Annotated in this window: 25 protein-coding genes and 2 pseudogenes; 14 read left to right on the top strand and 13 right to left on the bottom strand. The window is 70.3% G+C overall.

Going from position 1 to position 24,870, the window contains the following annotated elements:
• Positions 1–36 precede the first annotated feature (36 nt).
• Positions 37–594, bottom strand: a complete 558-nt coding sequence (locus Drose_RS01475) for an XRE family transcriptional regulator (protein ID WP_260726369.1) — start codon at positions 592–594, stop codon at positions 37–39.
• A 74-nt stretch (positions 595–668) separates the two neighbouring features.
• On the opposite strand from Drose_RS01475, the gene Drose_RS01470 reads away from it, so the two are divergent.
• From Drose_RS01470 to Drose_RS01455, 4 genes are all read left to right on the top strand, one after another.
• The gene (locus tag Drose_RS01470) at positions 669–1,355 is read left to right on the top strand and encodes an AzlC family ABC transporter permease (RefSeq protein WP_260726368.1); all 687 of its coding nucleotides are present in this window, start codon (positions 669–671) and stop codon (positions 1,353–1,355) included.
• Positions 1,352–1,660, top strand: a complete 309-nt coding sequence (locus Drose_RS01465; RefSeq protein WP_260726367.1) for an AzlD domain-containing protein — start codon at positions 1,352–1,354, stop codon at positions 1,658–1,660. Before Drose_RS01470 ends, Drose_RS01465 begins: the two co-directional genes overlap by 4 nt.
• A gap of 14 nt (positions 1,661–1,674) precedes the next feature.
• Positions 1,675–3,309: a fumarate hydratase gene (locus tag Drose_RS01460; RefSeq protein WP_260726366.1), complete on the top strand. Its 1,635-nt coding sequence runs from the start codon at positions 1,675–1,677 to the stop codon at positions 3,307–3,309.
• 205 nt (positions 3,310–3,514) lie between these two features.
• Positions 3,515–3,751, top strand: coding sequence for a hypothetical protein (locus Drose_RS01455; protein ID WP_260726365.1), 237 nt, complete (start codon positions 3,515–3,517; stop codon positions 3,749–3,751).
• Positions 3,752–3,879: 128 nt separating this feature from the next.
• Here the strand turns inward: Drose_RS01455 and Drose_RS01450 are convergent, their stop codons facing one another.
• The 3 genes from Drose_RS01450 to Drose_RS01440 form a co-directional block, all read right to left on the bottom strand.
• Positions 3,880–5,289: an alpha,alpha-trehalose-phosphate synthase (UDP-forming) gene (locus Drose_RS01450; RefSeq protein WP_260726364.1), complete on the bottom strand. Its 1,410-nt coding sequence runs from the start codon at positions 5,287–5,289 to the stop codon at positions 3,880–3,882.
• Positions 5,290–5,416: 127 nt separating this feature from the next.
• Positions 5,417–6,742 (bottom strand): PQQ-like beta-propeller repeat protein, encoded by a 1,326-nt coding sequence (locus tag Drose_RS01445; protein ID WP_260726363.1) that lies wholly within the window; start codon positions 6,740–6,742, stop codon positions 5,417–5,419.
• Between the two features lie 67 nt (positions 6,743–6,809).
• Entirely contained in the window at positions 6,810–7,304 is a 495-nt protein-coding gene (locus Drose_RS01440; protein WP_390891302.1) for an Lrp/AsnC family transcriptional regulator, read from the bottom strand.
• Between the two features lie 92 nt (positions 7,305–7,396).
• On the opposite strand from Drose_RS01440, the gene hppD reads away from it, so the two are divergent.
• The 5 genes and pseudogenes from hppD to hisC all read left to right on the top strand — a co-directional run bounded on the left by hppD (position 7,397) and on the right by hisC (position 11,475).
• Positions 7,397–8,554, top strand: coding sequence for a 4-hydroxyphenylpyruvate dioxygenase (gene hppD, locus Drose_RS01435; protein ID WP_260726362.1), 1,158 nt, complete (start codon positions 7,397–7,399; stop codon positions 8,552–8,554).
• Between the two features lie 142 nt (positions 8,555–8,696).
• On the top strand, positions 8,697–9,215 hold the full coding sequence (locus Drose_RS01430; protein WP_260726361.1) for an RDD family protein: 519 nt from the start codon (positions 8,697–8,699) through the stop codon (positions 9,213–9,215).
• Positions 9,164–9,274: pseudogene (locus Drose_RS39320) on the top strand (DUF2510 domain-containing protein); the annotation flags it as partial. The gene Drose_RS01430 and the pseudogene Drose_RS39320, both read left to right, overlap by 52 nt.
• Positions 9,275–9,625: 351 nt before the next feature.
• Positions 9,626–10,441 (top strand): RDD family protein, encoded by an 816-nt coding sequence (locus Drose_RS01420; protein ID WP_260729570.1) that lies wholly within the window; start codon positions 9,626–9,628, stop codon positions 10,439–10,441.
• Positions 10,438–11,475 carry a histidinol-phosphate transaminase gene (gene hisC, locus Drose_RS01415; RefSeq protein ID WP_260726360.1) on the top strand — a complete coding sequence of 346 codons (1,038 nt, stop codon included), beginning with the start codon at positions 10,438–10,440 and terminating at the stop codon, positions 11,473–11,475. Before Drose_RS01420 ends, hisC begins: the two co-directional genes overlap by 4 nt.
• An 84-nt stretch (positions 11,476–11,559) precedes the next feature.
• On the opposite strand, the gene Drose_RS01410 is transcribed toward hisC, so the two are convergent.
• From Drose_RS01410 to Drose_RS01400, 3 genes and pseudogenes are all read right to left on the bottom strand, one after another.
• On the bottom strand, positions 11,560–12,882 hold the full coding sequence (locus tag Drose_RS01410) for an outer membrane protein assembly factor BamB family protein (RefSeq protein WP_260726359.1): 1,323 nt from the start codon (positions 12,880–12,882) through the stop codon (positions 11,560–11,562).
• Between the two features lie 144 nt (positions 12,883–13,026).
• Positions 13,027–14,229 carry a fumarylacetoacetase gene (gene fahA / locus Drose_RS01405; RefSeq protein WP_343871432.1) on the bottom strand — a complete coding sequence of 401 codons (1,203 nt, stop codon included), beginning with the start codon at positions 14,227–14,229 and terminating at the stop codon, positions 13,027–13,029.
• 200 nt (positions 14,230–14,429) lie between these two features.
• Positions 14,430–15,248, bottom strand: a pseudogene (locus tag Drose_RS01400) (hypothetical protein); the annotation flags it as partial.
• A gap of 85 nt (positions 15,249–15,333) precedes the next feature.
• Between Drose_RS01400 and Drose_RS01395 the strand changes: the two are divergent.
• A complete protein-coding gene (locus Drose_RS01395; RefSeq protein WP_260726358.1) occupies positions 15,334–16,503 on the top strand; it encodes a homogentisate 1,2-dioxygenase in 1,170 nt (389 codons plus the stop codon).
• 301 nt (positions 16,504–16,804) lie between these two features.
• On the opposite strand, the gene Drose_RS01390 is transcribed toward Drose_RS01395, so the two are convergent.
• Together Drose_RS01390 and ispF are read right to left on the bottom strand one after the other, a co-directional pair.
• Positions 16,805–17,182, bottom strand: a complete 378-nt coding sequence (locus Drose_RS01390; RefSeq protein WP_260726357.1) for a PPOX class F420-dependent oxidoreductase — start codon at positions 17,180–17,182, stop codon at positions 16,805–16,807.
• Complete coding sequence (gene ispF / locus Drose_RS01385) at positions 17,183–17,659, bottom strand: 2-C-methyl-D-erythritol 2,4-cyclodiphosphate synthase (RefSeq protein WP_260729568.1); 477 nt, start codon at positions 17,657–17,659, stop codon at positions 17,183–17,185. It lies immediately after the preceding gene.
• A 102-nt stretch (positions 17,660–17,761) separates the two neighbouring features.
• On the opposite strand from ispF, the gene Drose_RS01380 reads away from it, so the two are divergent.
• Positions 17,762–18,511, top strand: coding sequence for a TVP38/TMEM64 family protein (locus Drose_RS01380; protein WP_260726356.1), 750 nt, complete (start codon positions 17,762–17,764; stop codon positions 18,509–18,511).
• Positions 18,512–19,013: 502 nt separating this feature from the next.
• Here the strand turns inward: Drose_RS01380 and ispD are convergent.
• Together ispD and Drose_RS01370 are read right to left on the bottom strand one after the other, a co-directional pair.
• Positions 19,014–19,697, bottom strand: coding sequence for a 2-C-methyl-D-erythritol 4-phosphate cytidylyltransferase (gene ispD, locus Drose_RS01375; protein WP_260726355.1), 684 nt, complete (start codon positions 19,695–19,697; stop codon positions 19,014–19,016).
• Between the two features lie 39 nt (positions 19,698–19,736).
• Positions 19,737–20,222, bottom strand: coding sequence for a CarD family transcriptional regulator (locus Drose_RS01370; protein WP_033363204.1), 486 nt, complete (start codon positions 20,220–20,222; stop codon positions 19,737–19,739).
• 366 nt (positions 20,223–20,588) lie between these two features.
• Between Drose_RS01370 and Drose_RS01365 the strand changes: the two genes are divergently transcribed.
• Positions 20,589–21,368: a hypothetical protein gene (locus Drose_RS01365; protein WP_260726354.1), complete on the top strand. Its 780-nt coding sequence runs from the start codon at positions 20,589–20,591 to the stop codon at positions 21,366–21,368.
• A gap of 5 nt (positions 21,369–21,373) precedes the next feature.
• Here Drose_RS01365 and Drose_RS01360 read toward each other — a convergent pair whose 3' ends face one another.
• Entirely contained in the window at positions 21,374–22,390 is a 1,017-nt protein-coding gene (locus Drose_RS01360) for a type III polyketide synthase (RefSeq protein ID WP_260729567.1), read from the bottom strand.
• Between the two features lie 20 nt (positions 22,391–22,410).
• Positions 22,411–23,121, bottom strand: coding sequence for a methyltransferase domain-containing protein (locus Drose_RS01355; protein WP_260726353.1), 711 nt, complete (start codon positions 23,119–23,121; stop codon positions 22,411–22,413).
• Positions 23,122–23,166: 45 nt separating this feature from the next.
• Here Drose_RS01355 and Drose_RS01350 point away from each other — a divergent pair, with 45 nt between their 5' ends.
• The gene (locus Drose_RS01350) at positions 23,167–23,988 is read left to right on the top strand and encodes a UbiA family prenyltransferase (protein WP_260726352.1); all 822 of its coding nucleotides are present in this window, start codon (positions 23,167–23,169) and stop codon (positions 23,986–23,988) included.
• Positions 23,989–24,107: 119 nt separating this feature from the next.
• Positions 24,108–24,866, top strand: a complete 759-nt coding sequence (locus Drose_RS01345) for a hypothetical protein (protein WP_260726351.1) — start codon at positions 24,108–24,110, stop codon at positions 24,864–24,866.
• Positions 24,867–24,870 lie beyond the last annotated feature (4 nt).

Genomic DNA, 24,870 nt, shown 5'->3' with positions numbered 1-24,870 from the left:
CACCACAACTGCAAGATCAACGCGATTTCCTGGCGGTCAGCGGTGCTCCATCACCAGGGCGAATGACGTCCCCGGGAGCAGCGCTTCGTAAGCGTGCGCGACGTCGCCGGGAAATGACGCGTAGTCGTGCACGTCGAGGTCGACCGGGGAATCCTCCGGGCCGACCCGCAACCGGCCGCCGATCATCACCACGTGCTCGACCGTGCCGGGCAGGTGCGCCTCGGCCTTGCGCGCGCCGCCCATCTCGATCGTCATCAGGTAGATGTCCCGCCGGGCCCCGGGCGGGCAGGTCGCCAGCAGCGTGCCGACGAAGTCGGCCTGCTCGGATTTGAACACCGGACCGGTGCCGGCCCGGATCACGTGCGGCGCGGTCGGCGGCGCCTCGACGAGCCGGCTGAAGGGCACGTTGAGCGCGACCGCCAGGGCCCACAGCGTCTCGATGTTCGGATTGCCGGCGCCCGCCTCGAGCTGGCTCAGCGTCGACTTGGCGATGCCGGCGCGCTTCGCCACCTCACTCAGCGACAGCTTCTCCCGCTCCCGCTCGCGCTTCAACGCGGTCGCGATGAGCTCCAGCGGTGGCTTGCGGATGTCCATGCAGGATCCGTTCGGTGTGGCGAACGATTTATTCGGCTTGACGAACGATGCCGACAGGTTCAGCATACCGAACTATGCGTTCGATACTCCGAACAGATCCGATCGCCCGGGACGTGACCGCGCTGTGTGCGGCCGGCGTGGTCGTCGGGCTGTCGTTCGGCGCGATCGCCTCCGCCGCGGGCCTGCCGTTGTCCCAGATCATCGCGATGTCCCTGGTCGTCTACGCCGGCGGCGCCCAGTTCCTCGCCGTCGGCCTGGCCGGTGCGGGCGCCACGGCCCTGGCCATCGTGCTCGCCGGGCTGCTGCTCAACGCGCGGCACCTGCCGTTCGGCCTCGCGATCGGCAGCCAGCCGCTCGGCGACACCCGCGGGGCCCGGCTGCTCGGCAGCCACCTGATGACCGACGAGTCCGTCGCGTTCGCCCTCGCCCAGGACGACCCGGTCCGGCACCGCCGCGCCTACTGGATGACGGGTATCGGCCTGTTCGTCACCTGGAACATCGCCTCCGCCGTCGGCGCCGTCGCCGGCAGCGCCCTCGGCGACCCGGCCACGTTCGGCATCGACGCCGCCTTCCCGGCCGCGTTGCTCGCCCTGACGCTGCCGTCGCTGAAGGACAAGATTTCCGTCAAGGTCGCCGTCGCCGGTGCCGCCCTCGCCCTGGTGGCCACGCCGTTCCTGCCCGCCGGGCTGCCGGTGCTCGTCGCGCTCGTCGCGCTGGCGCTGGCGCTGCCGGTACCGAGGCGGAAAAAGGCGGAACGATGAGCTGGGTCGTCATCATCGCGCTGGCCGCGGGCACCTACGCGCTGCGCTTCGCCGGGCCCGTCCTGCGGGAGCGGCTGACCGTGTCCGAGGCCGTCAAGCGGTACCTGACACTGGCCGCCGTCGCCCTGCTGGCCGCGCTGATCGGCACCGCGGCGCTGCTCGACGGCGCCGAGTTCGTCGGGATCGCCCGGCCCGCCGGTGTGCTCGTCGGCGCGGTGCTCGCCTGGCGCAAGCTGCCGTTCGTCGTCGTAGTGGTCGCCGCCGCACTGACAGCGGCCCTGCTCAGGCTTGCCGGAATCGAGTAACTACAGTCGAGGTCATGCCCGAGTTCGCGTTCTCCCCCCTGCTGCCCCTCGGCCCGGACACCACCGAATACCGCCTCGTCACCAGCGACGGGGTCGGACGCGACGGGCGGTTCCTCACCGTCGAGCCGGAGGCGCTGACCCGCCTCACCGACGAAGCCATGCACGACATCGCGCACTTTCTGCGCCCGGCGCACCTCACGCAGCTTCGCTCGATCATCGACGACCCGCAGGCCTCGCCCAACGACCGGTTCGTCGCCCTCGACCTGCTGCGCAACGCCAATATCGCCGCCGGCGGTGTGCTGCCGATGTGCCAGGACACCGGCACCGCGATCGTCATGGGCAAGCGCGGCCGGTTCGTGCTCACCGACGGCCGCGACGAGGAGGCCATCGCCCGCGGCGTGTTCGACGCCTACACGCGGCTCAACCTGCGGTACTCGCAGCTCGCGCCGCTGACGATGTGGGACGAGAAGAACACCGGCTCCAACCTGCCGGCGCAGATCGAGCTCTACGCCGAGGGCGACGACACCTACAAGTTCCTGTTCATGGCCAAGGGCGGCGGCTCGGCGAACAAGAGCTACCTGTACCAGGAGACCAAGGCCCTGCTGAACCCGACACGGATGACGCAGTTCCTCGAGGAGAAGCTGCGGCTCATCGGCACCGCCGCCTGCCCGCCGTACCACCTGGCGATCGTCATCGGCGGCACCTCCGCCGAGCACGCGCTGAAGACCGCGAAGCTGGCCTCGGCGAAGTACCTCGACGGACTGCCCACGTCGGGCACCGCCGTCGGCCACGGCTTCCGCGACCTGGAGCTGGAGGCCGAGGTGCTGGAGCTGACCCGCAACTTCGGCATCGGCGCCCAGTTCGGCGGCCGGTACTTCTGCCACGACGTCCGCGTCGTCCGTCTCCCCCGGCACGGCGCCTCCTGCCCGGTCGCGATCGCGGTGTCCTGCTCCGCCGACCGCCAGGCCGTCGCGAAGATCAACGGCGAGGGCGTCTGGCTGGAGCAGCTCGAGCGCGACCCGGCCCGGTTCCTGCCCGACGTCACCGACGAGCACCTCGACGACGACGTGGTGACCGTCGACCTCAACCGGCCGATGGCCGAGATCCGCGCCCAGCTATCCCAGCTTCCGGTGAAGACCCGCCTGTCACTGACCGGCCCGCTGGTCGTGGCCCGCGACATCGCCCACGCGAAGATCGCCGAGCGCCTCGACGCCGGCGAGCCGATGCCGCAGTACCTGCGCGACCACGCCGTCTACTACGCCGGCCCGGCGAAGACCCCCGAGGGCTACGCCTCGGGTTCGTTCGGCCCGACGACGGCCGGCAGGATGGACGCCTACGTCGAGAAGTTCCAGGCCGCCGGCGGCTCGATGGTCATGCTGGCCAAGGGCAACCGCTCCAAGCAGGTCACCGACGCCTGCAAGACCCACGGCGGCTTCTACCTCGGCTCGATCGGCGGCCCCGCGGCCCGGCTCGCGCAGGACTGCATCAAGCACGTCGAGGTCATCGAGTATCCGGAACTCGGCATGGAGGCGGTCTGGAAGATCGACGTGGTCGACTTCCCGGCGTTCATCGTCGTCGACGACAAGGGCAACGACTTCTTCGCCGAGGTGACGAGTCCTCAGCCGACCCTGCAGATCGGCCGGCGGTAGGACCGTCGACCGGACCGCGAAGTTCAGCCCAACGACCCCGTGCCGCTCAGTAGCCGCCACGGCTTGATCGCCCCCATGGCGGCCGATCGTAGCTGTTCCATCCATCGACGTGTGCCCCGTCGCCGCCTCCGCGGCGGCGCGGACCCGGAATCGCTCCCCGTCCCGGTCGATTCATGTCCGGCTATATCTTTGTCATGCTCGGTGGATGGACCACTCCTCGCATGTCACCCTCGGCGGGTTCCTGGCGGGTGGTGTCGTCGGCTTCGGCATCGGGGTTCTATACGCGATCGCCCGCCGCGCCTGGCGGGACGTCGCCGCGGCGAAGGAGACCGCGACCGGGGCCGGCAAGGCAGCATGGAGCCAGACGGGTGAGTTCGTGATCCTCGGGTTCTTCCTGGCGGTGATTGCGGCGCTCGCCCTCGGCGGTATCGGCGACCGCTGAACGACACGCCCGTCCGGAGCACCGGCCGCCCGGATGCGCCGGTTGCTGTTGTGCACCATGCCGCAAGAACCTGCGCTCGACGCGGCACGGCTCGCCGCCGCGCCGGCGAGCACGAGGACGGCGGCAGCTCAGGGTGTGGCGCTCAGGGGGTGGCGGCCGAGCGCCCGGAGGAACTCCTGGGCCCAGTGGTCCACGTCGTGCTCCCAGACCTGCTCACGCATCCGGCGCATCCGGTCGGTGAGCTCTTCGGGGTCGGCCCGCAGTGCCGCGCTGACGCCGCGCTTGAGTTCCTCCACGTCGTACGGGTTGACCAGGAACGCGCCGTGCAACTCGTCGGCGGCGCCGGTGAACTCGCTGAGCACCAACGCACCGCCCTCGTCCCGGCGGGCCGCGACGTACTCCTTGGCGACGAGATTCATGCCGTCGCGCAACGGGGTGACCAGCATGACGTCGGCCGCCAGGTACAGCGCCACCAGTTCTTCCCGGGATCGGGACTGGAAGAGGTACTGCACAGGCACCCGGCCGACGTCGCCGAACTCTCCGTTGATCCGGCCCACCTCACGCTCCACCCGCTCGCGAAGCTGCTGGTACTGCGCGACACGCTGCCGGCTCGGGGTGGCCACCTGGACGAGGACGGCCTCGTCGTTGCTCACCGTGCCGTCGGCGAGCAACTCGCCGTACGCCTCGATGCGCTGGTCGATGCCCTTGGTGTAGTCCAGCCGGTCGACGCCGAGCAACAGCCGCCGGTCACCGCCGAGCTCCCGGCGCAGTCGCGAGGCCTCCGCCTGGACCTCGGGGTCGGCGGCCAGCCTGTCGATCTCCGACACGTCGATCGAGATGGGAAACGCCCGGGCCGTGACCGTGCGGCCCTGGTATTCGACCTGCTCGCCGTGCGGACGCAGGTCGAGGAGCTGGGCGGTGAGCCGCAGGAAGTTCTGCGCCGCCAGCGGCTGCTGGAAGCCGACGAGGTCGGCGCCGAGCAGCCCGCGCAGCAGCTCGGCGCGCCGCGGGAGCTGTATGAACAGCTCGACCGGCGGAAACGGGATGTGCAGGAAGAAGCCGATGCGCAGGTCGGGCCGCAGGTCGCGCAACAGCTTCGGCAGCAGCAACAACTGATAGTCGTGCACCCACACCGTCGCGCCGTCGTCGGCGACCTCTGCCGTTGCCTCGGCGAAGCGGCGGTTGACCGTCTCGTACGCGATACGCCACTCGCGGCGGTGCGCCGGCTGCTCGACCGCGTCGTGGAACAGCGGCCAGATCGTCGAGTTGGACTGCCCCTCGTAGTAGCGGTCGACCTCCTCGCCGCTCAAGGGCACCGTCCGCAGGTACACTCCGTCGGCCTCGAACGGCTCGGTGTCGTCGTCCGGACCGCCGGTCCAACCCACCCAGGCCCCGCCGGCGCTCCGCGCGATCGGCTCCAACGCGCTCACCAGCCCACCGGGACTGCGGGCCCAGTGCTGCTCACCCCGCTCGTCGGTGATGCGGTCAAGGGGCAGCCGATTGGCCACCACCACAAAGCCGTACCTGCGCCGTTCCACAGCAGACGTCTACCTCACCGGCGGGTCCGGAAACGTTCCGGTCGCGCCGGTGACCTCGGTCGACGACGCCGAGGCGGCGCAGCGCGGCGGCGATGTCCACCACCTCGGTCAGGTCACCCCGGGGCGGTCAGGAGAACGGCAGGTAACCGATCGTCCGGCCGCGGCCGATCATCAAACCCTTCTCGCCGACGCCCAGCACGTCCGACGAGGTCTTCGCGTCCAGCAATCGCCGGCCGCTGTCCGGAGCGTACGCCAGCAGCTTGCCGCCCTCGGACGAGTCGCGCACCAGCACCGCCCAGCGGGTCACCGCGATGTCGGACTTTGCCGAGATCCCGTGCTCCCAGGCCTTGCCACCCTTGGTGAGGTTCACGACGACCAGCGTCTTGCCGCCGTTCGTGCGCACCAGGCCGTACTGGCTGTCGGCCGCCACGATCTCGTCGCCGTCGTTGCCGGCCCACAGCTCCTTGCCGTCGCGCGGCGACAGGAACACCTCGCGGTTGTCGCCCCGCGTCGCCACGATCACGGTGTCGGCGCCGGAGGGGTCCTTGCGCTGCTCGCAGCCGACGCCCGACGACGTGCGCAGGTTGTAGCCGTCCTTCTTCCAGACCGACTTGCCGGTCGAGGCGTCGCGTGCTTCGAGGCTGTACCGGCAGTTGCCGTCCTTCGGCGTCGCCGTGGACACGAGCACGCGGCCGCCGGCCACGACCACGCGGGACGTCGCGCTCGGCTCCTCCTGGCGCAGCCGCTTGCCGTTGACCGTGTCGACGACCTGGACCCGCTGGTCGATCGGGAAGCCCAGCATCGCGGGGACCGAGCGGGGGATCGCCGAGACCGCGTCCTCGAACGTGTCGGAGAACAGCCGGGTGCCGAGCAGGTCGCTGTTGACGCCGTTGTGGACGCGGCCGATGCCGGGCAGGGCCAGCTTCCACAACTGCGCGCCGTCCTTGGGGGCGCGGGCGGTCAGCGTGCAGTCCGCCATCGCGGCACAGGCGAGCGTGAGGACCACGTCACGGTAGGTCCACGCGCCGATCGCGTCGCCGTCCTTCCACTTCGGGTTGCCGCTGGACGGGTCGAGGGCTTGCAGGCCCTGGCCGCGCCGTCCGACGATCGCGACGACGTTCGCGTCGTCGCCGGCCACGCCGGCCCAGTCGGCCTCCTTCGTCCACAGCACGGTGCCGGTGCTCAGGCCGCGGGCCTCGATGGTGCCGCGCATCGTCACGATCGCCGCGTCACCGGCGACGACCGCGGCGGACGGCTGGCCGCCGACCCGGTCGGTCCAGGAGGTCTCCGGCGCGGAGAGCTTGCCGGCGTTGGCGGAGACCTTCTCCCACCAGTCGGTGACCTTGGGGACCGGGTTCCAGCCGGTGACCAGAATGCCCGTGATGATCAGTGCCAGGACGCCGATCGCGCCGAGCGCCGTCTCGAAGTTGCGGACCGCTCCTCTCCTCGCCACGGCAAGCACGGTACCGGCGGCGGATGATACGGCGATGGATGGCCGGGAATGCCCGTGTCGCGAGGATTCACCCTTCCGGGCGAGCGGCGGCGGCCGTCACCAGCGGAAGCACACGATACGGGATCTGCTCCGCCAGGGCGATGATCGTCGACGAGCGCACGATGCCCTCGAAGTTCATCACCCGGTCGATCACCCGCTGCAGATCGGCGTTGGACCGGGCCACGATCCGGCACAGCAGGTCGCCGGAGCCGGTGATCGTGTGCGCTTCGAGGACCTCCGGAATCTCGGCCAGGTGGGCGGCGACCGGATCGTGGCCGAAGCGCTGGCGGATCTCCAGCGTCACGAACGCGGTCACGCCGTAGCCCAGCGCCGCCGGGTCGATCTCGGGTCCGTGGCCGCGGATCACGCCCCGTTCGGCGAGCCGGTCGAGCCGCGCCTGGACGGTGCCACGCGCGACGCGCAGCCGCCGGGAGCACTCCAGCACGCCGATCCTCGGCTCGGCCTTCAGCAGCGCGATCAGCCGTGCATCGAGAGTGTCGATTTCACTGGGCAATCTGCTCACCAGTACCCGCCAAATCTGCCGCGAAATGGTCAACCTGACCATGCAGAATAGCGTTCCTTGCCCAGCCTCCCGCCGGGCGGGAATCTGACGAGATGACCCGCGCTGTCGAAGACCTCAACGAGCTCATCGGGGCCGTCGAACACGACACCTCCCACGACCCCTTCCCGCTCACCGGCCTCGATCACGTCCGGTTCTACGTCGGCAACGCCAAGCAGGCCGCGCACTACTATTCGACGGCCTTCGGCATGACGCTGATCGCCTGTCGTGGACCCGAGCAGGGCTACCGCAACCACGCCGAATACGTGCTCAAGTCCGGTTCCGCAGTGTTCGTACTGGCCGGTGGCGTGCACCGGCAGGCCGAGGCGACCCAGCACCACGAGCGCCACGGCGACGGCGTCGTCGACATCGCGCTGGAGGTGCCGGACGTCGACACCGCCTATGCGTTCGCGCTCAAGCAGGGCGCCACCGGCGTCGAGACGCCGCACGACGAGCAGGACGAGCACGGCGTCGTCCGGGTCGCCGCCATCGCCACGTACGGCGAGACCCGGCACACCCTCATCGACCGCTCCCGCTACTCCGGGCCGTTCCGCCCCGGCTTCGTGGCGCGGCAGCCGATCGTCGCCCCGCCGGCACGGCGGTACTTCCAGGCCGTCGACCACGTCGTCGGCAACGTCGAGCTCGGCCACATGGACGAGTGGGTCGAGTTCTACCACCGGGTCATGGGCTTCACGAACATGGCCGAGTTCGTCGGCGACGACATCGCCACCGAGTACTCGGCGCTGATGAGCAAGGTCGTCGCCAGCGGCACCCGGAAGGTGAAGTTCCCGCTCAACGAGCCGGCGGTCTCGCGCAAGAAGTCGCAGATCGACGAATACCTGGAGTTCTACGGCGGGCCCGGCGCCCAGCACATCGCCCTGGCCACGAACGACATCCTGCGCACCGTCGACGAGATGCGCGCCACCGGTGTCGAGTTCCTCACCACGCCGGACTCCTACTACGACGACCCGGAGCTGCGTGCCCGCATCGGCGAGGTCCGCGCCCCGATCGAGGAGCTCAAGGCCCGCGGCATCCTCGTCGACCGCGACGAGGACGGCTACCTGCTGCAGATCTTCACCAAGCCGGTGCAGGACCGCCCGACCGTCTTCTTCGAGCTCATCGAGCGGCACGGCTCGCTCGGCTTCGGCAAGGGCAACTTCAAGGCGCTGTTCGAGGCCATCGAGCGAGAACAGGAACGTCGCGGAAACCTGTAACACTGTCCGGGTGAGTTACCCCGGCCAGCCGAGACCGGGTGGTGTCCCCAGCTATGGGCCACCACCCGGTTATCCACAGGCTTATCCACAATATGGACCACAATTCACGGCCGCGCCGCCCGTGCCGCGGGCGCCCAACGGCATGCCACTGGCCGGTTTCGGGGACCGGCTCCTCGCCTACCTCATCGACAGCGCCGTCCTGATGGGCGTGTTCTTCCTGCTGGCGATCCCCGCGATGTTCGGCGTGATCGCGATCATCGGCGCGCAGGTCGCCGGGCTGCCGACCGACCCGGAGACCGGCGAGATCATCGGCGAGCCCAACTTCGCGATGATCTTCGGACCGCTCCTGGCCGTCGAGCTGGGCCTGATCGCGCTGTTCATGGTGGCGGTCTACCTCTACCACGTGGAGCTGTTCCCGAGCCGCCGGGGGGTTACGCTCGGCAAGCGGGCGATGAAACTGCGACTGATCCGGCTGGACAACCCTGCGGCGCCGATCACCCGGGGGGTCGCCGCGAAGCGCTGGGCGATGCAGTTCCTGGTCGGCGGCATAGTGCCACTGTTCTCCTGGGTTGACGGACTGTGGCAGCTTTGGGACAAGCCGTATCAGCAGTGCCTGCACGACAAGGTGGCGGAGACGGTTGTGGTAAAGGTCAGCACGTGACAGAACCCGGTTGGTACAAGGATCCGGTCGACCCTGACGTCCAGCGGTACTGGGACGGGGAAGGGTGGCTCGGAGAGCCGATCCCGGCGTCCGGACCGGCGCCGTCCGGCCCTCCGCCGGGTGCCGAACCGCCCTCCTGGGCCAAACCCACGTCCACGCCGCCGTCTTCCTCCGCCTCGTCTTCTTCAGCCTCGTCTTCTTCAGCCTCGACTCAGCCCTCGTCCGCTCCGCCGGAGTCGTCCGAGCCCGCCTCTCCGGCAGCGCCACCGCCCTACGGCGGCATTTCGGGCGCTCCGGGTGGTTTCGGCGCCCCGGGCTCTTCCGCGAGCGCGCCCGGTCCTGCCGGCGCTCCAGGCACGTCCGGCGCTCCAGGTGCGCCACGGGCGCCAGGGGCGCCCGGCTCGCCGGCCGTGCCGGGCCGGCCGCCGGCGCCCGTCCCGCCCGGCACGCCACTGCCGCACGGAGCCGTCGTCCTCCCGCCCGGCACGCCGGTGCCACCCGGCGGGTTCCCGCCCGGGCAGCTCCCGCCCGGCGCGATCGTCCTGCCACCCGGCACACCGGCACCGCCCGGGCTGCTGCAGCAGGGCGCCCTGCCCACCGGCGCCGTCCAGGTGCTGCTGCCCCCGCAGCCCGGACTCCCGGGCCAGGGTGCCGTCGAGCCGCACGGCCGGCCGATCGCGCCACTCGGTGCCCGGCTGCTCGCCCGGCTCATCGACATCGCCATCGTCGCGATGCTCAGCGTGGCCGTCACCGGCTGGTTCGTCTATCAGTACATCGACGAGATGATGCCGTACTATCGCGAGTTCTACCGGCGCTGGACCGCCAACGAGTCGATGAGCGACATCGTCGCCCCGGATCGCGCCAACTCGCTGCAGATCGTGATCCTCATCCTGATCGCGGCGCTCTGGTTCGCGTACGAGGTGCCCTCCATCGCCAACAGCGGGCAGACCGTCGGCAAACGCCTGCTCAAGATCAAGGTGATGCGTCTGGAGAGTGAGGAGCCGATCGGCTTCGGCCGGGCCATCCGCCGCTGGAACCCACTGGGCCTGTCGGTCCTGCTGTGGACCTGTGGCATCGGCTTCGTCCTCCAGTTCCTCGACAGCCTCTCCCCGGTGATCGACTGGCCGCTGCGCCGGGCGTTCCACGACCGCTCCGCCGGCACCGTCGTGGTGCGGGCGGAATCCTCCACACCCTCACCGTCCGAGAACGCCGGAGAACAGCGATGAGCCTCACCCGCCCCGACCTCGATGCCCTTCCCGCCTACGTGCCCGGCCGCAGCGTCCCCGGCGCGATCAAGCTGGCCAGCAACGAGGTGCCCTACGGTCCGCTGCCCGGCGTCGTGGACGCCGTCGCCGAGGCGATCGCGGGCGTGCACCGCTACCCCGACATGGGCGTCGTCGCGCTCCGCGAGAAGATCGCGTCCCGCCTCGGTGTCGACGCCGACCGGGTCGCCACGGGCTGCGGCTCGGTGGCCCTCTTCGAGCACCTGTTCCGGGTGACCTGCCTGCCCGGTGACGAAGCCGTGTACGCGTGGCGTTCCTTCGAGGCGTATCCGATCATCGGCGCCACCACGGCCGCCACCAGCGTCCGGGTGCCCAACACCGCCGACCACGGCCACGACCTCGACGCGATGGCCGCCGCGATCACCGGCAGGACCCGCCTCGTGATCGTGTGCAACCCGAACAACCCGACCGGCACCGCGGTCCGCAAGGCCGAGCTCGACGCGTTCCTCGACAAGGTGCCGGACAACATCGTCGTGGCCCTGGACGAGGCGTACCGCGAGTTCGTCACCGACGACACCGTGCCTGACGGCCTGGTGGAATACGGTGACCGCCCGAACGTCGTCGTCCTGCGCACCCTGTCGAAGGCGTGGGGCCTGGCCGGCCTGCGTATCGGCTACCTCGTCGGCTCGCCCGAGGTGGCGGCCGCGGTCCGCAAGGTCGTCACCCCGTTCTCGACGTCGGGCGCCGCCCAGGCCGCGGCCCTGGCCGCCCTGGCCGCCGAGGACGAGATGCGCCGCCGGGTCGGTCTGGTGGTCGCCGAGCGGGAGCGCGTGCTGACCGCGGTCCGCAAGGTGTACCCCGAGGTGCCGGAGACGCAGTCCAACTTCTTCTGGCTGCCGCTGGGCGACAAGTCGGCCGACTTCGCCGCGAAGTGCGAAGCCGCGGGTGTGATCGTGCGAGCCTTCCAGGGTGACGGCGTCCGCGTCACGATCGGCACCCCGGAGGAGAACGACAAGTTCCTCGCCGCCGTCCTGTAGCCGCTCCGCCGGCTTCAAGTTGCCCATGGTGGGTTGCCGTGGCCAGGACCCCGGCAACCCACCAGGGTCACCCGGCAAGCGGGGTCAGCCGATGCCGACCAGCACCACCGTGTTCATGCTGAAGTAGTACTTGTCGTCGATCTCGGACTCCTTCGTCGTCTGCAGCCGCTCGACCACCAGATAGCCGGCGTGCAGGTAGTACTCGTTGTAGACGAACTTGTCCTCGGGACGGATCCGCAGCTCGGTGCTCGACGTGACCGCGCCGGTCTCCAGGTTGAGCACCAGCAACTGGTACTGGCTGTTGATGATGTAGACGTTGCGCTGGTCGCCGCCGATGAGCGCGCCGGCGACCTCCGACATCCACAGCCGCTTTCCGGTCGTGCGGGAGTATGCCCAGATGTAGCCGCCGGTCACCTGCTGGGCGACGGTGTCGCCGACGATGACGATGGTGTCCTTGTCCACGACCGACTCGGGACGGATCAGGTGGTCGGCGCCGAGCGACCAGTACGTCGGGGTGATCGTGCCCACCCCGGACGCCGCGTCGGCGAAGCTGACCACGTCACCCGTCGGCGCGGCCTTGAACACGGCGCAGCCCGAGCGGCCGATCTGGCAGGAGGCGGGCTCGAGGTACCAGTTGGTGACGTTCGGCGGGCCGATCGACGCGCCCGGCGGGCGCCAGGTGTTGAGCATCACGCCGGTCGCCGCGTCGTAGATCTCCAGCGTCGCCGGCTTGCTGCAGGTGTCCTTCACGAAGTACGCGTCGGTGCCGGTCCAGTCGATGGTGCGGCAGCCGGGCTCGTTCGTGAACGAATGTTCCCACTTGACGTGCCCGTCGGTCGGGTCGAAGGCGTGGACAGCGTCCTTGCCGGTGGCGAGGACGATCGGCTGCTTGTCGATCGAGGACGCGGTGACGAACAGGTCCTCCGGCTCGTACATCGTCTTCGCGCCGGTGCGCCGCCCCTTGAACGTCTCGCCGTCGGCGGGCTCGATGCGGACCTGCCAGACGATGTCACCCTTCTCGGCGTCGAGCGCGACGATCTCACCGTCGGACCATTTCGTGATGACGACGGACATCCCGACGCCGCTGGCGGGCTTCTCGACGGCGACGACCGAGACGACCTCGGCCGGCCAGCGCCGATACGCCCAGTGGGGCGTCATCTCCCGCAGCGCGGTCACCGGTGTGTCGGCGAAGACACGCCGCTGCTCGGTGTAGACCCGCAGCCGCCCTTCGACGATCAGCGGCGCGGACGGCAGCTCCGCGTACTGAATCGACTTGATCGGCTCCGGCGACGGCACCGGCTTCTTCGCGCTGCTGACCGTTTCGGCCGGTTTCAGGGTGCGATAGGAGGTGATCCCCATCGCGGACACGACCACGACCGCGAACAGCCCCGTCAGCACTCTGCGCACAGGGCGTGACCAACCGCTAGGGCGCACGAGCCGCCGAAGCTCTGCCGGACCCGTCCCCATAACCACCTCCGCCGGGCACCATACCCGGCGATTGTCGCGACTTGCTCACGGTGACCGTCTATCGACAGCAGACTCACACCTTCATCACGACTGCTTCACAACGGTCCCGGTCACCTCACCGAAGGCGACCACGGCACCGTCTACCCCGGGCGCGGTCGCTGAAATCGTGACGGTGTCGCCGTCGAGGAGAAAGCTACGGGTCGAACCGTCCGCCAGCCGGACCGGCTGTGCGCCGTTCCAGGTCCGTTCGATGAACGATCCGGTCTCCTCGGCGACGGCCCCCGAGATCGTCCCCGACGCGTACAAATCACCGGTTCGGGCGAATGCCCCGTTGACGGTCAAATGTGCCAACTGCTGCGCCGGCGTCCAGTACATGCCCTCGAACGGCGGACGCGCCACGAGCGTTTCGTTCCAGAAGACCTCAAGACGGATGTCGTACCCGTAGTGCTCGCGCCCCCGCAGATAGGGCAGCACTTCCGGATCCTGCCGCCGGCCGGGCACCTCGGCGGCGTCCAGCGCGTCGAGCGGCACCACCCAGGGCGAGATCGATGTGCGGAACGACTTGCCGGTGAACGGCCCCAGCGGCTGGTACTCCCACGCCTGGAGATCCCGCGCCGACCAGTCGTTGACCAGCACCGCGCCGAACACGTGCTCGCGGAAGTCGTCGACGCTCACCGCCCCTTCGGAGTCCACCCCCACGACGAACCCGAGCTCCGCCTCGATGTCGAGCCGCTCGGAGGGCCCGTAGGTCGGCGCGGACTCGTCGGGCCGCTTCCGCTGCCCCCACGGCCGGGGGATGTCGGTGCCGGAGACCACGACGGTGCCGGCCCGCCCGTGGTATCCGACCGGGAGGTGCTTCCAGTTCGGCAGCAGCGGCTCCGCCCCGGGCCGGAACAGCTTCCCGAGGTTCGTCGCGTGCTCCTCGAAAGAGTAGAAGTCGACGTAGTCCGCGACCTCGAACGGCAGGTTGAGCCGCACGCCGGCGAGGTTGAACAGCAGCGGCTCGACCGCACCGCGGCGCTTCGGGTCGGTGAACAGCTCGGTCAACTGCTCGCGGACCCGAGTCCACGTGGGCCGACCCCGGGCGAGGAACCGATTGAGCGTGTGCTCCCCGTCGAACGCCCCTCCGGCGTCGACCAGCCCCTCGTGCTCGGCCCCGGCCAGATTGAGGATCCGGTCCCCGATCCGGACCCCGACCCACGAGCAGCACCCCGCCCCGAACGCGCACAACGGCAGGTTGTGCACCCCGAACGGATCGTCGTCCGCCAGCTCCAACCAGGTGGTCACGCGCCCTCCTCCATCTCCCGCGCCGGTCCCTGTGTCGTGCCCGGCCCGGAACCCGCCGGCCCGGGGCCGGTCACGCACGAACCCTGCTGACCGGCGGCCGATGACCCGGCGCCCGACGGACCGACGCCGGTCAGGCCGGAACCGCTCGGACCCGAGGTCGAGTGCCCGCCCACCGACAGGTCCGGAGATCTCGGCCGGCGCAGCAGTCCGAGGATGCTCAGGTCGCTGACCGGCTCTTCGACGCCGCAACTGCCGAAGCCGGCCCAGAGGGGCCGCTCGCGGTCGAGCGCGGCGCGGGCGGCGTCGGCCAGTGGCAGCGCGTCGGTGCTGGCGAGAATTTCGGCCAGGTCGGCGGGCTCGGCGCCCTCGGCGGCGGCGAGCGTGGCGACCAGCACGTTGAGGAACCCGTGGTGGACCAGCCCGGTCTCCGGATCGGTGTGCCGGACCGCGTTGTGCAGGCCGGCCGTCAGCTTGAACGGCAGCTCGCGGTCGCGGCAGCCGCAGATCACCGCGGCCAGCTCGACCGGCGACGGGAACAGCTCGGCCGCCAGACCGCCCGTGCGGAACTTCGCCGACGCCCGCAGCCCTTCGGCGCGCAGGTCGGCCAGCTCGTCGAGCGCGGACATGAGTCCCCAGGCCAGCGGCACCTCGAAATACCACTCCAGGGGCTCGGCGCCCCTCCGCATGAGCGCCGCGAGTCGCTTGATGCCGGGGCTCGGATCCTCGCCGCGCTTGGCGACCGGGCTCTCGACCTGCCGAACCGTCGCCGGCAGTTGCGGCAGGGCGCGCTCGATCGCGGCCGGCTCGCCGATGACGCCGATCCCGGTGCTGTGGGCGGCCAGCACCGGGCTGCCCAGGTCGGCGACGGGCAGCAACAACGGGCCGATCAGCGGCGAATACCAACTCTCGCGGTGACGGGCGTGGGCAGGGACAGCGTCAGCGAGTGGCGCGCTGCCGGGCGGGAACACCGCGGCGTCGTCGATGAGGGCTGTCAGCAGGGGCGGCACTGCGTTTGACACGGCTTCCGAATCTAGTGGACGCTATACAGGGCGGACAACTTCGTCCGCTATCCGGACACTCCAACGTTTCCCTCTGGAGGCCGTGATGCCGTACTACCGCCGCGTCGGCGACGTGCCGCCGAAGCGCCACACCCAGTTTCGTCAACCGGACGGCTCGCTGTTCAGGGAAGAGCTGATGGGGCAGGAGGGTTTTTCGAGTGACTCCTCGCTGCTCTATCACCGCAACGCACCGACCGCGATCGTCTCCGCCACGGTCTTCGAGCCGCCGGCCTGGTCGCGCATCCCGAACCTGCCGCTCAAACCGCGGCACTTCCAGACCGGCAAACTCGGCGGCGAGCCGGTCGACGCGGTGCTCGGCCGGCAACACCTGCTGGCCAACGACGACGTGCGCATCTCCTTCGCCGAGGCGTCCCAGCCCTCGCCGCTCTACCGCAACGCGGTCGGCGACGAGTGCCTCTACGTCTCCGCGGGCCGGCTCACCGTCGAGTCGACCTTCGGCGTGCTCGACCTGACCGAGGGCGACTACGCGATCATTCCCACCTCGGTGATCCACCGGCTGATCCCCGTGGACGGCCCGGTGCGACTGCTGACGATCGAAGCGACTGGACATATCGGCCCCCCGCGGCGCTACCTGTCTGTGCGTGGACAGTTCCTGGAGCACGCGCCCTACTGCGAACGCGACCTGCGTGCCCCCACGGCGCCCATACTCACGGAGGGGTCTGACATTTCCGTGCTCGTCCAGCACCGCCGCGGCTGGACCGAGCACATCTACGCAAATCACCCGTTCGACGTCGTCGGGTGGGACGGCTGCCTCTACCCGTGGGCATTCTCGATCCACGACTTCGAGCCGATCACCGGGCGGGTGCACCAGCCGCCGCCGGTACACCAGACGTTCGAGGGGCCGAACTTCGTGATCTGCTCGTTCGTGCCGCGGAAGGTCGACTACCACCCGCTGGCGATCCCGGTGCCGTACAACCACCACAACGTCGACTCGGACGAGGTGCTGTTCTACACCGGCGGCAACTACGAGGCCCGGCGCGGCTCGGGCATCGAGCAGGGCTCCATCTCGCTGCACCCGAGCGGCTTCACCCACGGCCCGCAGCCGGGCGCGGTCGAGCGCGCCATCGGCGCCGAGGCGTTCGACGAGCTCGCGGTGATGGTCGACACGTTCCGGCCGCTGGACCTGTGCGAACCGGCACTGTCGATCGAGGACGCCGGCTACGCCTGGACCTGGGCTGGCGCCAGGACCGCGTAGACAAGCGGTGTCGCGCTATGGGACGGTGACGCACAGTCGTGCGAGTGGGTGCCTGTCGCTCGCGGTCGCCACCGAACCCGGGACGGACGAACCCGTCCTCCCGGCGCACCATGGCCGAGACCGCCGCGCCGCTGGCGCATTCCAGGTCGGGACTCCAGATCATGGGAAAGATCCGGCTGCCCCGATAGCCAGATCTTTCCCATGATCATGAGGTCGAGCGGCACGGCGGCGGATTACGGCGGAACGCGCACCCCGGCGACGACACCTCCGAGCCCCGCGCCCCAATCGGCGGCCTTTGGACCTAGTGCTCGATGATCTTGGTCGCGCTTACCCGGCAGACCACACGGGTGACGCCGGGCACCGGCTCGGTGAACGGCTGGCCGCCGTATGCACGACTGAGCTCCTGGATGAGCTCCGGCCCGCCCTCCTCGGTGAGCGAGACGGTCCCGCGGACCTCGACGTAGCGGTAGGGGTTCGCGGGATCGTACACACACAGTGACACCCTGGGGTCCCGCTCCATGTTGCGGGTCTTCCGGCGGCCGCGGATGGTGGAGAAGACGAGGTCGCCGCCGTCGTGCTTCGCCCAGATCACGCTGGACTGCGGCGCTCCGTCGGGGTTGATCGTACTGAGCACAAGGAACGCCCGGCGGTCGAGCAGTTCACGCAGCGTGTCGTTCACTCAGGCCTCTTTCTGCACAGGGTAGATCAATGCTACGGAGGTGGCGGCGAGTCCCTCACCCCGGCCGGTGAAGCCCAGGCCGTCGGTTGTGGTGCCGGAGACGCGCACGATGCCGCCGATCGCCTCCCGCAGGACCGCCTCGGCCTCGGCCCGCCGCTTGCCGACCTTCGGCGCCACGCCGATGATCTGCACCGCGACGTTACCGATCTCGAAGCCGGCCGCACGGACCAGCCTGGCCGTCTCGCGCAGCAGGGTGATCCCGGACGCGCCGGCCCACTCCGGCCGGCCGGTGCCGAAGTTCGCCCCGAGATCACCCAGGCCGGCGGCCGACAACAGCGCATCACACATCGCGTGAGCGGCGACGTCGCCGTCGGAGTGGCCGGCCAGCCCGTCGACACCGTCCCACCGCAGCCCGGCGACCCAGCATTCGCGCCCGGATTCGTAGGCGTGGACGTCTGTCCCGGTCCCGATCAACATCACCAGCGGAGGGTACGACGTTCGGTGCGCGACCGTGAACTTCCGGTTGCCTGGGCGTCACCGGACTCGGCAGAGCCGCGATCTGGGCCTAGGCTGGGTCGGGTGCGCAGCTATCTGACGACCCCGAAGAGCCCCCAGCGATGGTGGCGCACCGGAGCCGCTCTGCGCTTCGGATTGCTTGCCGTGCTGGTGGCGACGCTGTTCGCGGTGATGCTCGCGTTCGGCCCCGACCGCACGTCACTCACCCACCTGATCGGGCCCGATCACCCGTTCGCCCCGGTGGTGGCGGTGTTCGGTGCCGCTCTGCTGACGACCGCGCTGCTGCCGAGGACCCTGCTGTCGGCGGTGGGGGGCCTGGTGTTCGGCTTCTCGAACGGCGCGCTGTACATCCTCGTCGGTGTCACCCTGGGCGCCCTTCTGGCGCACACCATCGGCCGCTTCCTCGGCCGCGACTTCATGGTCCGCCACCTGCGTGGCCGGCTCCTGCTCGTCGAACAGGCCGTGGCCAAGCGCGGCATCCTGGCGGTGGTGATTTCGAGAATGATCCCGTTGGTGCCCTTCGGCGTCTCGAACTATCTGTTCGGCACGACGCGGGTGCGGCTGCGCTCGTTCATCGCGGGCACGGCGCTGGGCGCCCTGCCGGCGACGCTGGCCTATGCCGCCCTCGGCTCCGCGACGGCTCGCGGCGACGCGGCCGGCATGTCGATCGCCGGCGGGGTGATCCTGACGCTGGGCATCGGCGGCTCGATCGGCAGCTTCCTGGTCTGGCGCCGCCGCCCCCGCAAGCACCACTGCTCGCCGGCGGCCACGGCAGCGACCCCGGTCTCCCCGGCCGCTCCAGCGACCGCCTGAACGCACCCGCAGCCGCCCTTCCAAGGCCCCGGAAATGAGTTGACCTTGGCGACTTTCCGTGGCCCCGAAGACTGGCTGGTCACGGAAAGCGACCAAGGCCAACTCGACCTGACACGCCCGCCGAGCCCGAACACAACCGACTCCATGATCCAGGGAGCGTTTGCGCTGTCAGGACGCAAGGTCGCGAAGCTCAGCTCCGGGACCCCTTGCCAACTTGGGCAAGGCCGACAATTCGGGGCAGTGACGTCACCGCCGGGGCCTGCCGGCCGGCCCGCGTTCCGCCGCATCCGCCGCCACGCCACTCGACCCCATGACCAAGGAGTCACCCCGACCCGGAACGCGCCACCCGGGTCCAACTGCGATCACGAGCGGAAGACACCCACCCGCACGACCGTGCGTCACCGTCCCATAGCGCAACACCGGAGGTTGACCGACGACCACACGGCTGAAGTGCGGGGCTTGTGCCAGGGCGACCGGACGTTTCCCTGGATCATCGGGCGAGCTACAGCAGGAGTTCCGCCACCGCCAGGTCGAACGGGCGGGTGATCTTCAGCGCGGCCTCCGAGCCGGGCACGGTGTGGACCTCGACGCCGAGCTTCTCGGCCATGCCGGCGTCGTCGGTGTGGTCGTCGACGGCCGCCTCGTGAGCCTTCACCAGGACGTCGCGGCGGAAACCCTGCGGAGTCTGCACGGCACGCAGCGCTGAACGGTCGACGGTCGTGAGCACGATGCCCGAATTGTCTACCTGTTTGATGGTGTCGACCACCGGCAGAACGGGTATGACGGCGCCGTGCCCTCCTCGAACAGCCGACGCCACCGCCTCCACCAGTTCCGGTGGGGTCAGTGCGCGCGCCGCGTCGTGGACGAGCACGATGTCGAACTCCGCCGGCACAGCGGCGAGCGCCGCCGACACGGAAGCCTGCCGGGTGGCACCGCCCGCGACGACCGTCACATCGGCGATCGGTGCCAGCAGCGAGGCCACGAAGTCGACGGCGTCCGCGGGAGCGGCCACGACGATGCGGCCGACACAGGGCGCGATCGCCACCCGTCGCACAGCGTGAACCAGCAGCGGCTCGCCGCGCAGGAGTCGAAGCGCCTTGGGGCCGCCGGGTCCGAGTCGGATCCCCAATCCGGCCGCAGGCACGAGGACCGCGACGTCACCACGCACGTTCGAGTGCGCCGTCACGTCGCGGTCCTCGGTCGAAGTGATAGCCAGGCTGGAATGTCAGGCCTCGGTCAACACCTTGTCGAGCAGCGTCTCCGCTTCGTCCTTGGTGCTCTTCTCGGCAAGCGCCACCTCGCCGACCAGAATGTCCCGCGCCTTGGCGAGCATGCGCTTCTCGCCGGCCGACAGTCCGCGCTCCCGGTCGCGACGCCACAGGTCACGCACGACCTCAGCGACCTTGAGCGGATTGCCGGAGGCCAGCTTCTCCAGATTCGCCTTGTAACGCCGCGACCAGTTGGTCGGCTCCTCGGTGTGCGGAGCGCGGAGGACGTCGAAGACCTTCGTCAGGCCTTCCTCGCCAACCACTTCACGCACGCCGACGATCTCGGCGTTTTCGGCGGGCACCCGCACCGTCAGGTCACCCTGAGCGACCCTGAGGACGAGATACTGCTTCTCCTCGCCCCTGACGACCCGAGTCTCGATTGCCTCGATGAGTGCGGCCCCGTGGTGGGGGTAGACAACGGTCTCGCCGACACTGAAAACCATAGGTTCGAAACCCCTTTCGCTGTGTCTAGGGTAACACGGTCACGCGCTGTCGTCCCATCCCGGAGAGCAGCATTCGCGCAGGTCAGAACACATGTGAGTCCCCTTTCTCCCGCTTGACAGGAATCGTGGAACCTGCTGTGTAACGGATCAACAACCCGCAGCACGCACAAATGACCAGCCAGTCGGACATTTCTGATTGATTGTCGCAAGTGGCTCCCACGCCGCACACGGCCCGCCAGATCGCCACTCTGAGTGACGCCGCCAGCGGCGGAGCGTGGGAGAATACGCACACATCTCGATGGAGAGTCCCTCTGGCGCGCAGGCGCTGTGTGAGGGAAAGTTGAGGCAGGTGCGAGGAGAACAGCGATGGGCACGCTGCGCGGCGACAACGGCGGTGGTGATCGGCCGCACGAGGGCGGTGGCCTGCCTGACCTCCCCCCGGAGTGGGGCACGATCATCATTCCCGACGATCCGGGTGCTCTCGACGACGAGGGCACGCACATCCGCAAGCAATTCCGCCGTGCCACCCTGCGCCGCCGCTGGCGCCGCCGTCTGCACCTCAAGCCGGAGCCCGTCCGCCGCACCACCGACGATTCACCCGGCCTGGCCGTGCCGCTGCTCATCATGTCGATCGCGGTCATCGCGACACTCGTCAGCCTGTTCGCCGTAGCGTGGCCGGGCAGAGTGCCCCGCCCCGTCACCCCGCACGTCGCCCCGGCGGCGAGCGCGCCCGCGGCGTCCCTGGCGAGGCTCAGCCTGTTCGACGCCGACGGCACCGCGCTGCCGGTCAAGGACCTCTCCCCGGCCGTGGTCCTCCTGGTCGAGGGATGCAGTTGCGAGCACCTGATCACGAGCACCGTCAACGCCGTGGCAGCCGGCGCGACCCCGGCATCGTCACCGGCGAGGCACACGACCGTGCTCGTCGTGGCCACCCGGCTGCCCACCCTGCCGGGCGGGCTCAACGAGGCGGTGCGGGTCAAGGCGGTCGCCGACCCCAACAACTCGGTGCGGGCCGCGGTGCCGGACCTCACCACCGACCGGACCACCGCCGCCGTGCTGGTCGCCCCCGACGGCACCGTGATCCGCGCGACCAAGGCCGTGACGTCGGCCGACGACTTCGCCGACGACCTGGCCAAACTGCACTGAGAGGTTCAGCCGCGCAGCAACACGCCGTACAACGTCAAGCCAGGGCCGAACGCCAGCATCACCGTCGTCCGAGGCCGCCCGCGGGCCCGGCGGCGCAGCGCGTCGAGGATCAGCAGCACCGTCGGCGACGAGCAGTTCCCGTGCGCCGCGAGCGTCCCGCGCGACTCGGCCAGCGCCGCGTCCGGCAGCTCCAACTGGTCCCGCACCACGTCGAGGATGCGCGGACCGCCGGGGTGCACCGCCCACCCGTCCACATCGGACAACGTCAACCCGTGCCGGGCCAGCAGCCCGCCGACCAGGTCGCCGACGTAGGCCGACAACACGTCCGGCACCTTCGGCGACAGCCCCATCCGAAACCCCAGATCGGTCACGTCCCAGGTCATGTGGTCGGCCGTCGCCGTGTCGGTCACCGCGGCGATGTCCGCCACCTGCGTGCCCGTCGCGTCCGGGACCAGCACGAGCGCGGCCGCGGCATCCGAGAACAACGCGTGCGCCACGATCTGCTGCGGATCCTCACTCGGCGGTTGTACGTGCAGGCTGGTCAACTCCAGGCACAAGAGCACCGCCGGCCGGCCCCGGGAGGCGACGTAGTCCGACGCCGCACCCAGCCCCGGCAGCGCCGCGTAGCAGCCCATGTGCCCGACGAACAGCCGTTGCGTGTCGGCGGCCATGCCCAGGTCCCGCGCCAGCAGGATGTCCAGGCCCGGCGTCGCGTATCCGGTGCACGAGCACACGACGAACAGCCCGATCTCGTCCGGGCGCAGCCCCGCGGCGTTCAGGGCGCTGCCGACGGCGTCCTTGCCCAGCGGGAGCGCCTCGGTGAGGTACCGACCCATCCGGCGCGCCGTCGACCAGCCAGACGCGTCCTCGACCAGCGGGTTCACCGCCCCGTGGCGGCTGACCACCCCGGAATTGGCGAAGATCCGCTTGGCCAGCCCCCGGCGGGAGCCGTTGTAGTGCCGCGCGAAGAAGCCTGCCCACACCTCGTCCTGGCGCATCTCCCCGGGGAACGTCACACCCATCCCCGCGATAGCGGCACCCGTCACTGATTCCCCTTCCTGCCGCGCCCCTGGTAGAGGATCGCGGTCGAGAACGTCGGCACGATCGGCACAGCGTTGCGGCGGGTCACCAGCCAGCGGACGAGCGCGGGCAAGGTCGGGCGGACCCCCCGGACGTCGAGGGGTACCCCGTGGCGGGCGCATTCTGCCTGCAACCGCCGCGGGTCGACAAAAAGTTTCGGGTCGTGGATGCCGCGGACGGCGGGGATCACCGCCTCGGCGAGGCGCACGGCGACGAGCCGCGCCAGGAGCGTGTCGTTGATCGTGTCGAGGACCAGCCAGCCACCCGGGCGCAGGATGCGACAGGCCTCGGCGATCACCCGGGGCACGTCCGGCACGTGCTCCAGCAGCTCACCCGCGCTCACCACGTCGGCGCTGCCGTCGGCGAACGGCAGCCGGGCGGCGTCGGCCAGCACCGGCACCACGCCGTGCTGCTCGGCCTGCTCGAGGCCGGAGACGATGAGGTCGACACCGATGTGCCGATAGCCCTTGCCGGCGACGTGCGGGGCGAGCAGGCCGCCACCGCAGCCGAGGTCGACGAGGACCGCGCCCTCACGCTCGGCGGGTGGGATCAGGTGAGCTCGGGCGCGCGCCAGCCAGTACAACATCGACAGCGGACTGCCGGGGCGCCACCATTCGCCGGCCAGGTCGTCATACTGACCCGGGTCGTTGCGAGCTCGCCGCACCGCTGGCATGGAACGAGCCTGACATGGAACCCTTCCGGCGGCCACACTTGCCGAATGTCGGTTGCGATCCCGCTCCTGCGCGCCAGCCACCCGGAACCGGCCGTCGGCGTGACCGCGGTCGCGGCCCTGCTGTCGATCGGCCTCGATCGGCCCTGGCCGGGCGTGGTCGCGGCCGCGGCCGCGGTGCTGGCCAGCCAGTTGTCGATCGGTTGGGTCAACGACGCGATCGACGCGCCCCGGGACACGGCCGTCGGGCGCACGGACAAGCCGGTCGCGGCCGGGACGGTGTCGCGGCGACTGGTGGCGACGCTCGGGGCGGCGGCCGCGGTGGCGACCGTGCCGCTCGGGTTCCTGTCCGGCTGGACGGCGGGGCTCGTCGCCACGCTCGCTCTCGTGTCCGCGCTGCTCTACGACTGGCCGCTCAAGTCGACCCAGGTCTCGGTGCTGCCGTACGCGGTGTCGTTCGCGTGCCTGCCCGCGTTCGTGGCCCTCGGCGCGGGCAAGACCCCGCCGCTGTGGCTGCTGGCCGCAGGCGGGCTGCTCGGGGCCGGCGCGCACTTCGTCAACACCCTGCCCGACCTCGACGACGACGTCCGTACCGGCGTCCAGGGCCTGCCCCACCTGCTCGGCCGGCGGGGATCGCTGGCCGCCGCCGCAGTGCTGCTGCTCGCCGCCACCGTCACCCTCGCCGTCGGTCCGCCCGGCCCGCCCCCGGCACTCTTCTGGCCGGCCCTCGCACTCGCCCTGGCCTCGTTGTCGTTCGGGTGGTATGCGATGCGCCGCGACCCGGCGTCCCGCGTCCCCTTCCTGTCCGTCATCGCGGTGGCGTTGATCGATGTGGTATTTCTGCTGGTCAGCGGCCTGAGCCTGGGCTGATCCCCGGCCGGAACTGGACCGAGGTCACTTTGCTCAGGGTGCGCGTAATCGGCAGATCAAGGGCATCTAGGCTGTAGTGCGGCCACCCGTAGATGGGACACCAGATGGAGGACCCCAAGGTGACGCGTTCGTTTCGCCGCCGCACGGTGCTCGGCGCCGCGCTCCTGGCTTCCGCCGCGCTGAGCGTCGGCCTGCTTTCCGGGTGCGGTGCCGGACAGATCACCGGAACCGACACCCAGGTGCCCGCCATTCCCGGCGTCAACGCCGACAGCGCCGACGGACACCTCGCACTGCGCGACGCCGCCGTGGTGTTCGCCGACGGGTACAAGGCCGGCTCGACGGTGCCGCTCAGCGTGCGGCTGTTCAACAACAGCAAGCAGGCCGTGAAGCTCACCGGCGTGACCACGCCCGCCGGCACGGTCGTGCTGGTCGGCAAGTCCTCGGCCGGGGCCGCGCCGACGGCGGCTCCCTCCTCGGCCGGGGCCGCGCCGACGGCGGCTCCCTCCTCGGCCGACGCCTCGCCGTCCGGTTCGCGGCGCCCCTCCGGGTCGGCCTCCGTGCCGGGCTCGGCATCCCCCTCGAAGTCGGCCGCGGCTCCGTCGCCGGCGTCGCCCGGCACCTCGCAGATCAGCATCGACATCCCGGTCGCGGGCATGGTCGCGCTGACCCATGACGCGGGCACCTACCTGGCCGTCTCGCCGCTCACCGGTGAGCCGCTGAAGCCCGGCCAGAACCTGCCCGATATCACGTTCACGTTCACCTACGCCGACGGCACGACGACCACCCTCAAGCTGGCGGAGCTGCCGATGACCACCCCGCTGAGCCCGCTGCCGAAGCCGAGCGCGGTTGTGGGGGGCGGCGAGGAAGGGCACCACTAGCGCG

The organism is Dactylosporangium roseum (genome assembly GCF_025264685.1).
Taxonomy (GTDB): domain Bacteria; phylum Actinomycetota; class Actinomycetes; order Mycobacteriales; family Micromonosporaceae; genus Dactylosporangium; species Dactylosporangium roseum.
Note: the sequence above shows the minus strand (reverse complement) of the source record. Positions and strands in the feature narration are given on the sequence as shown.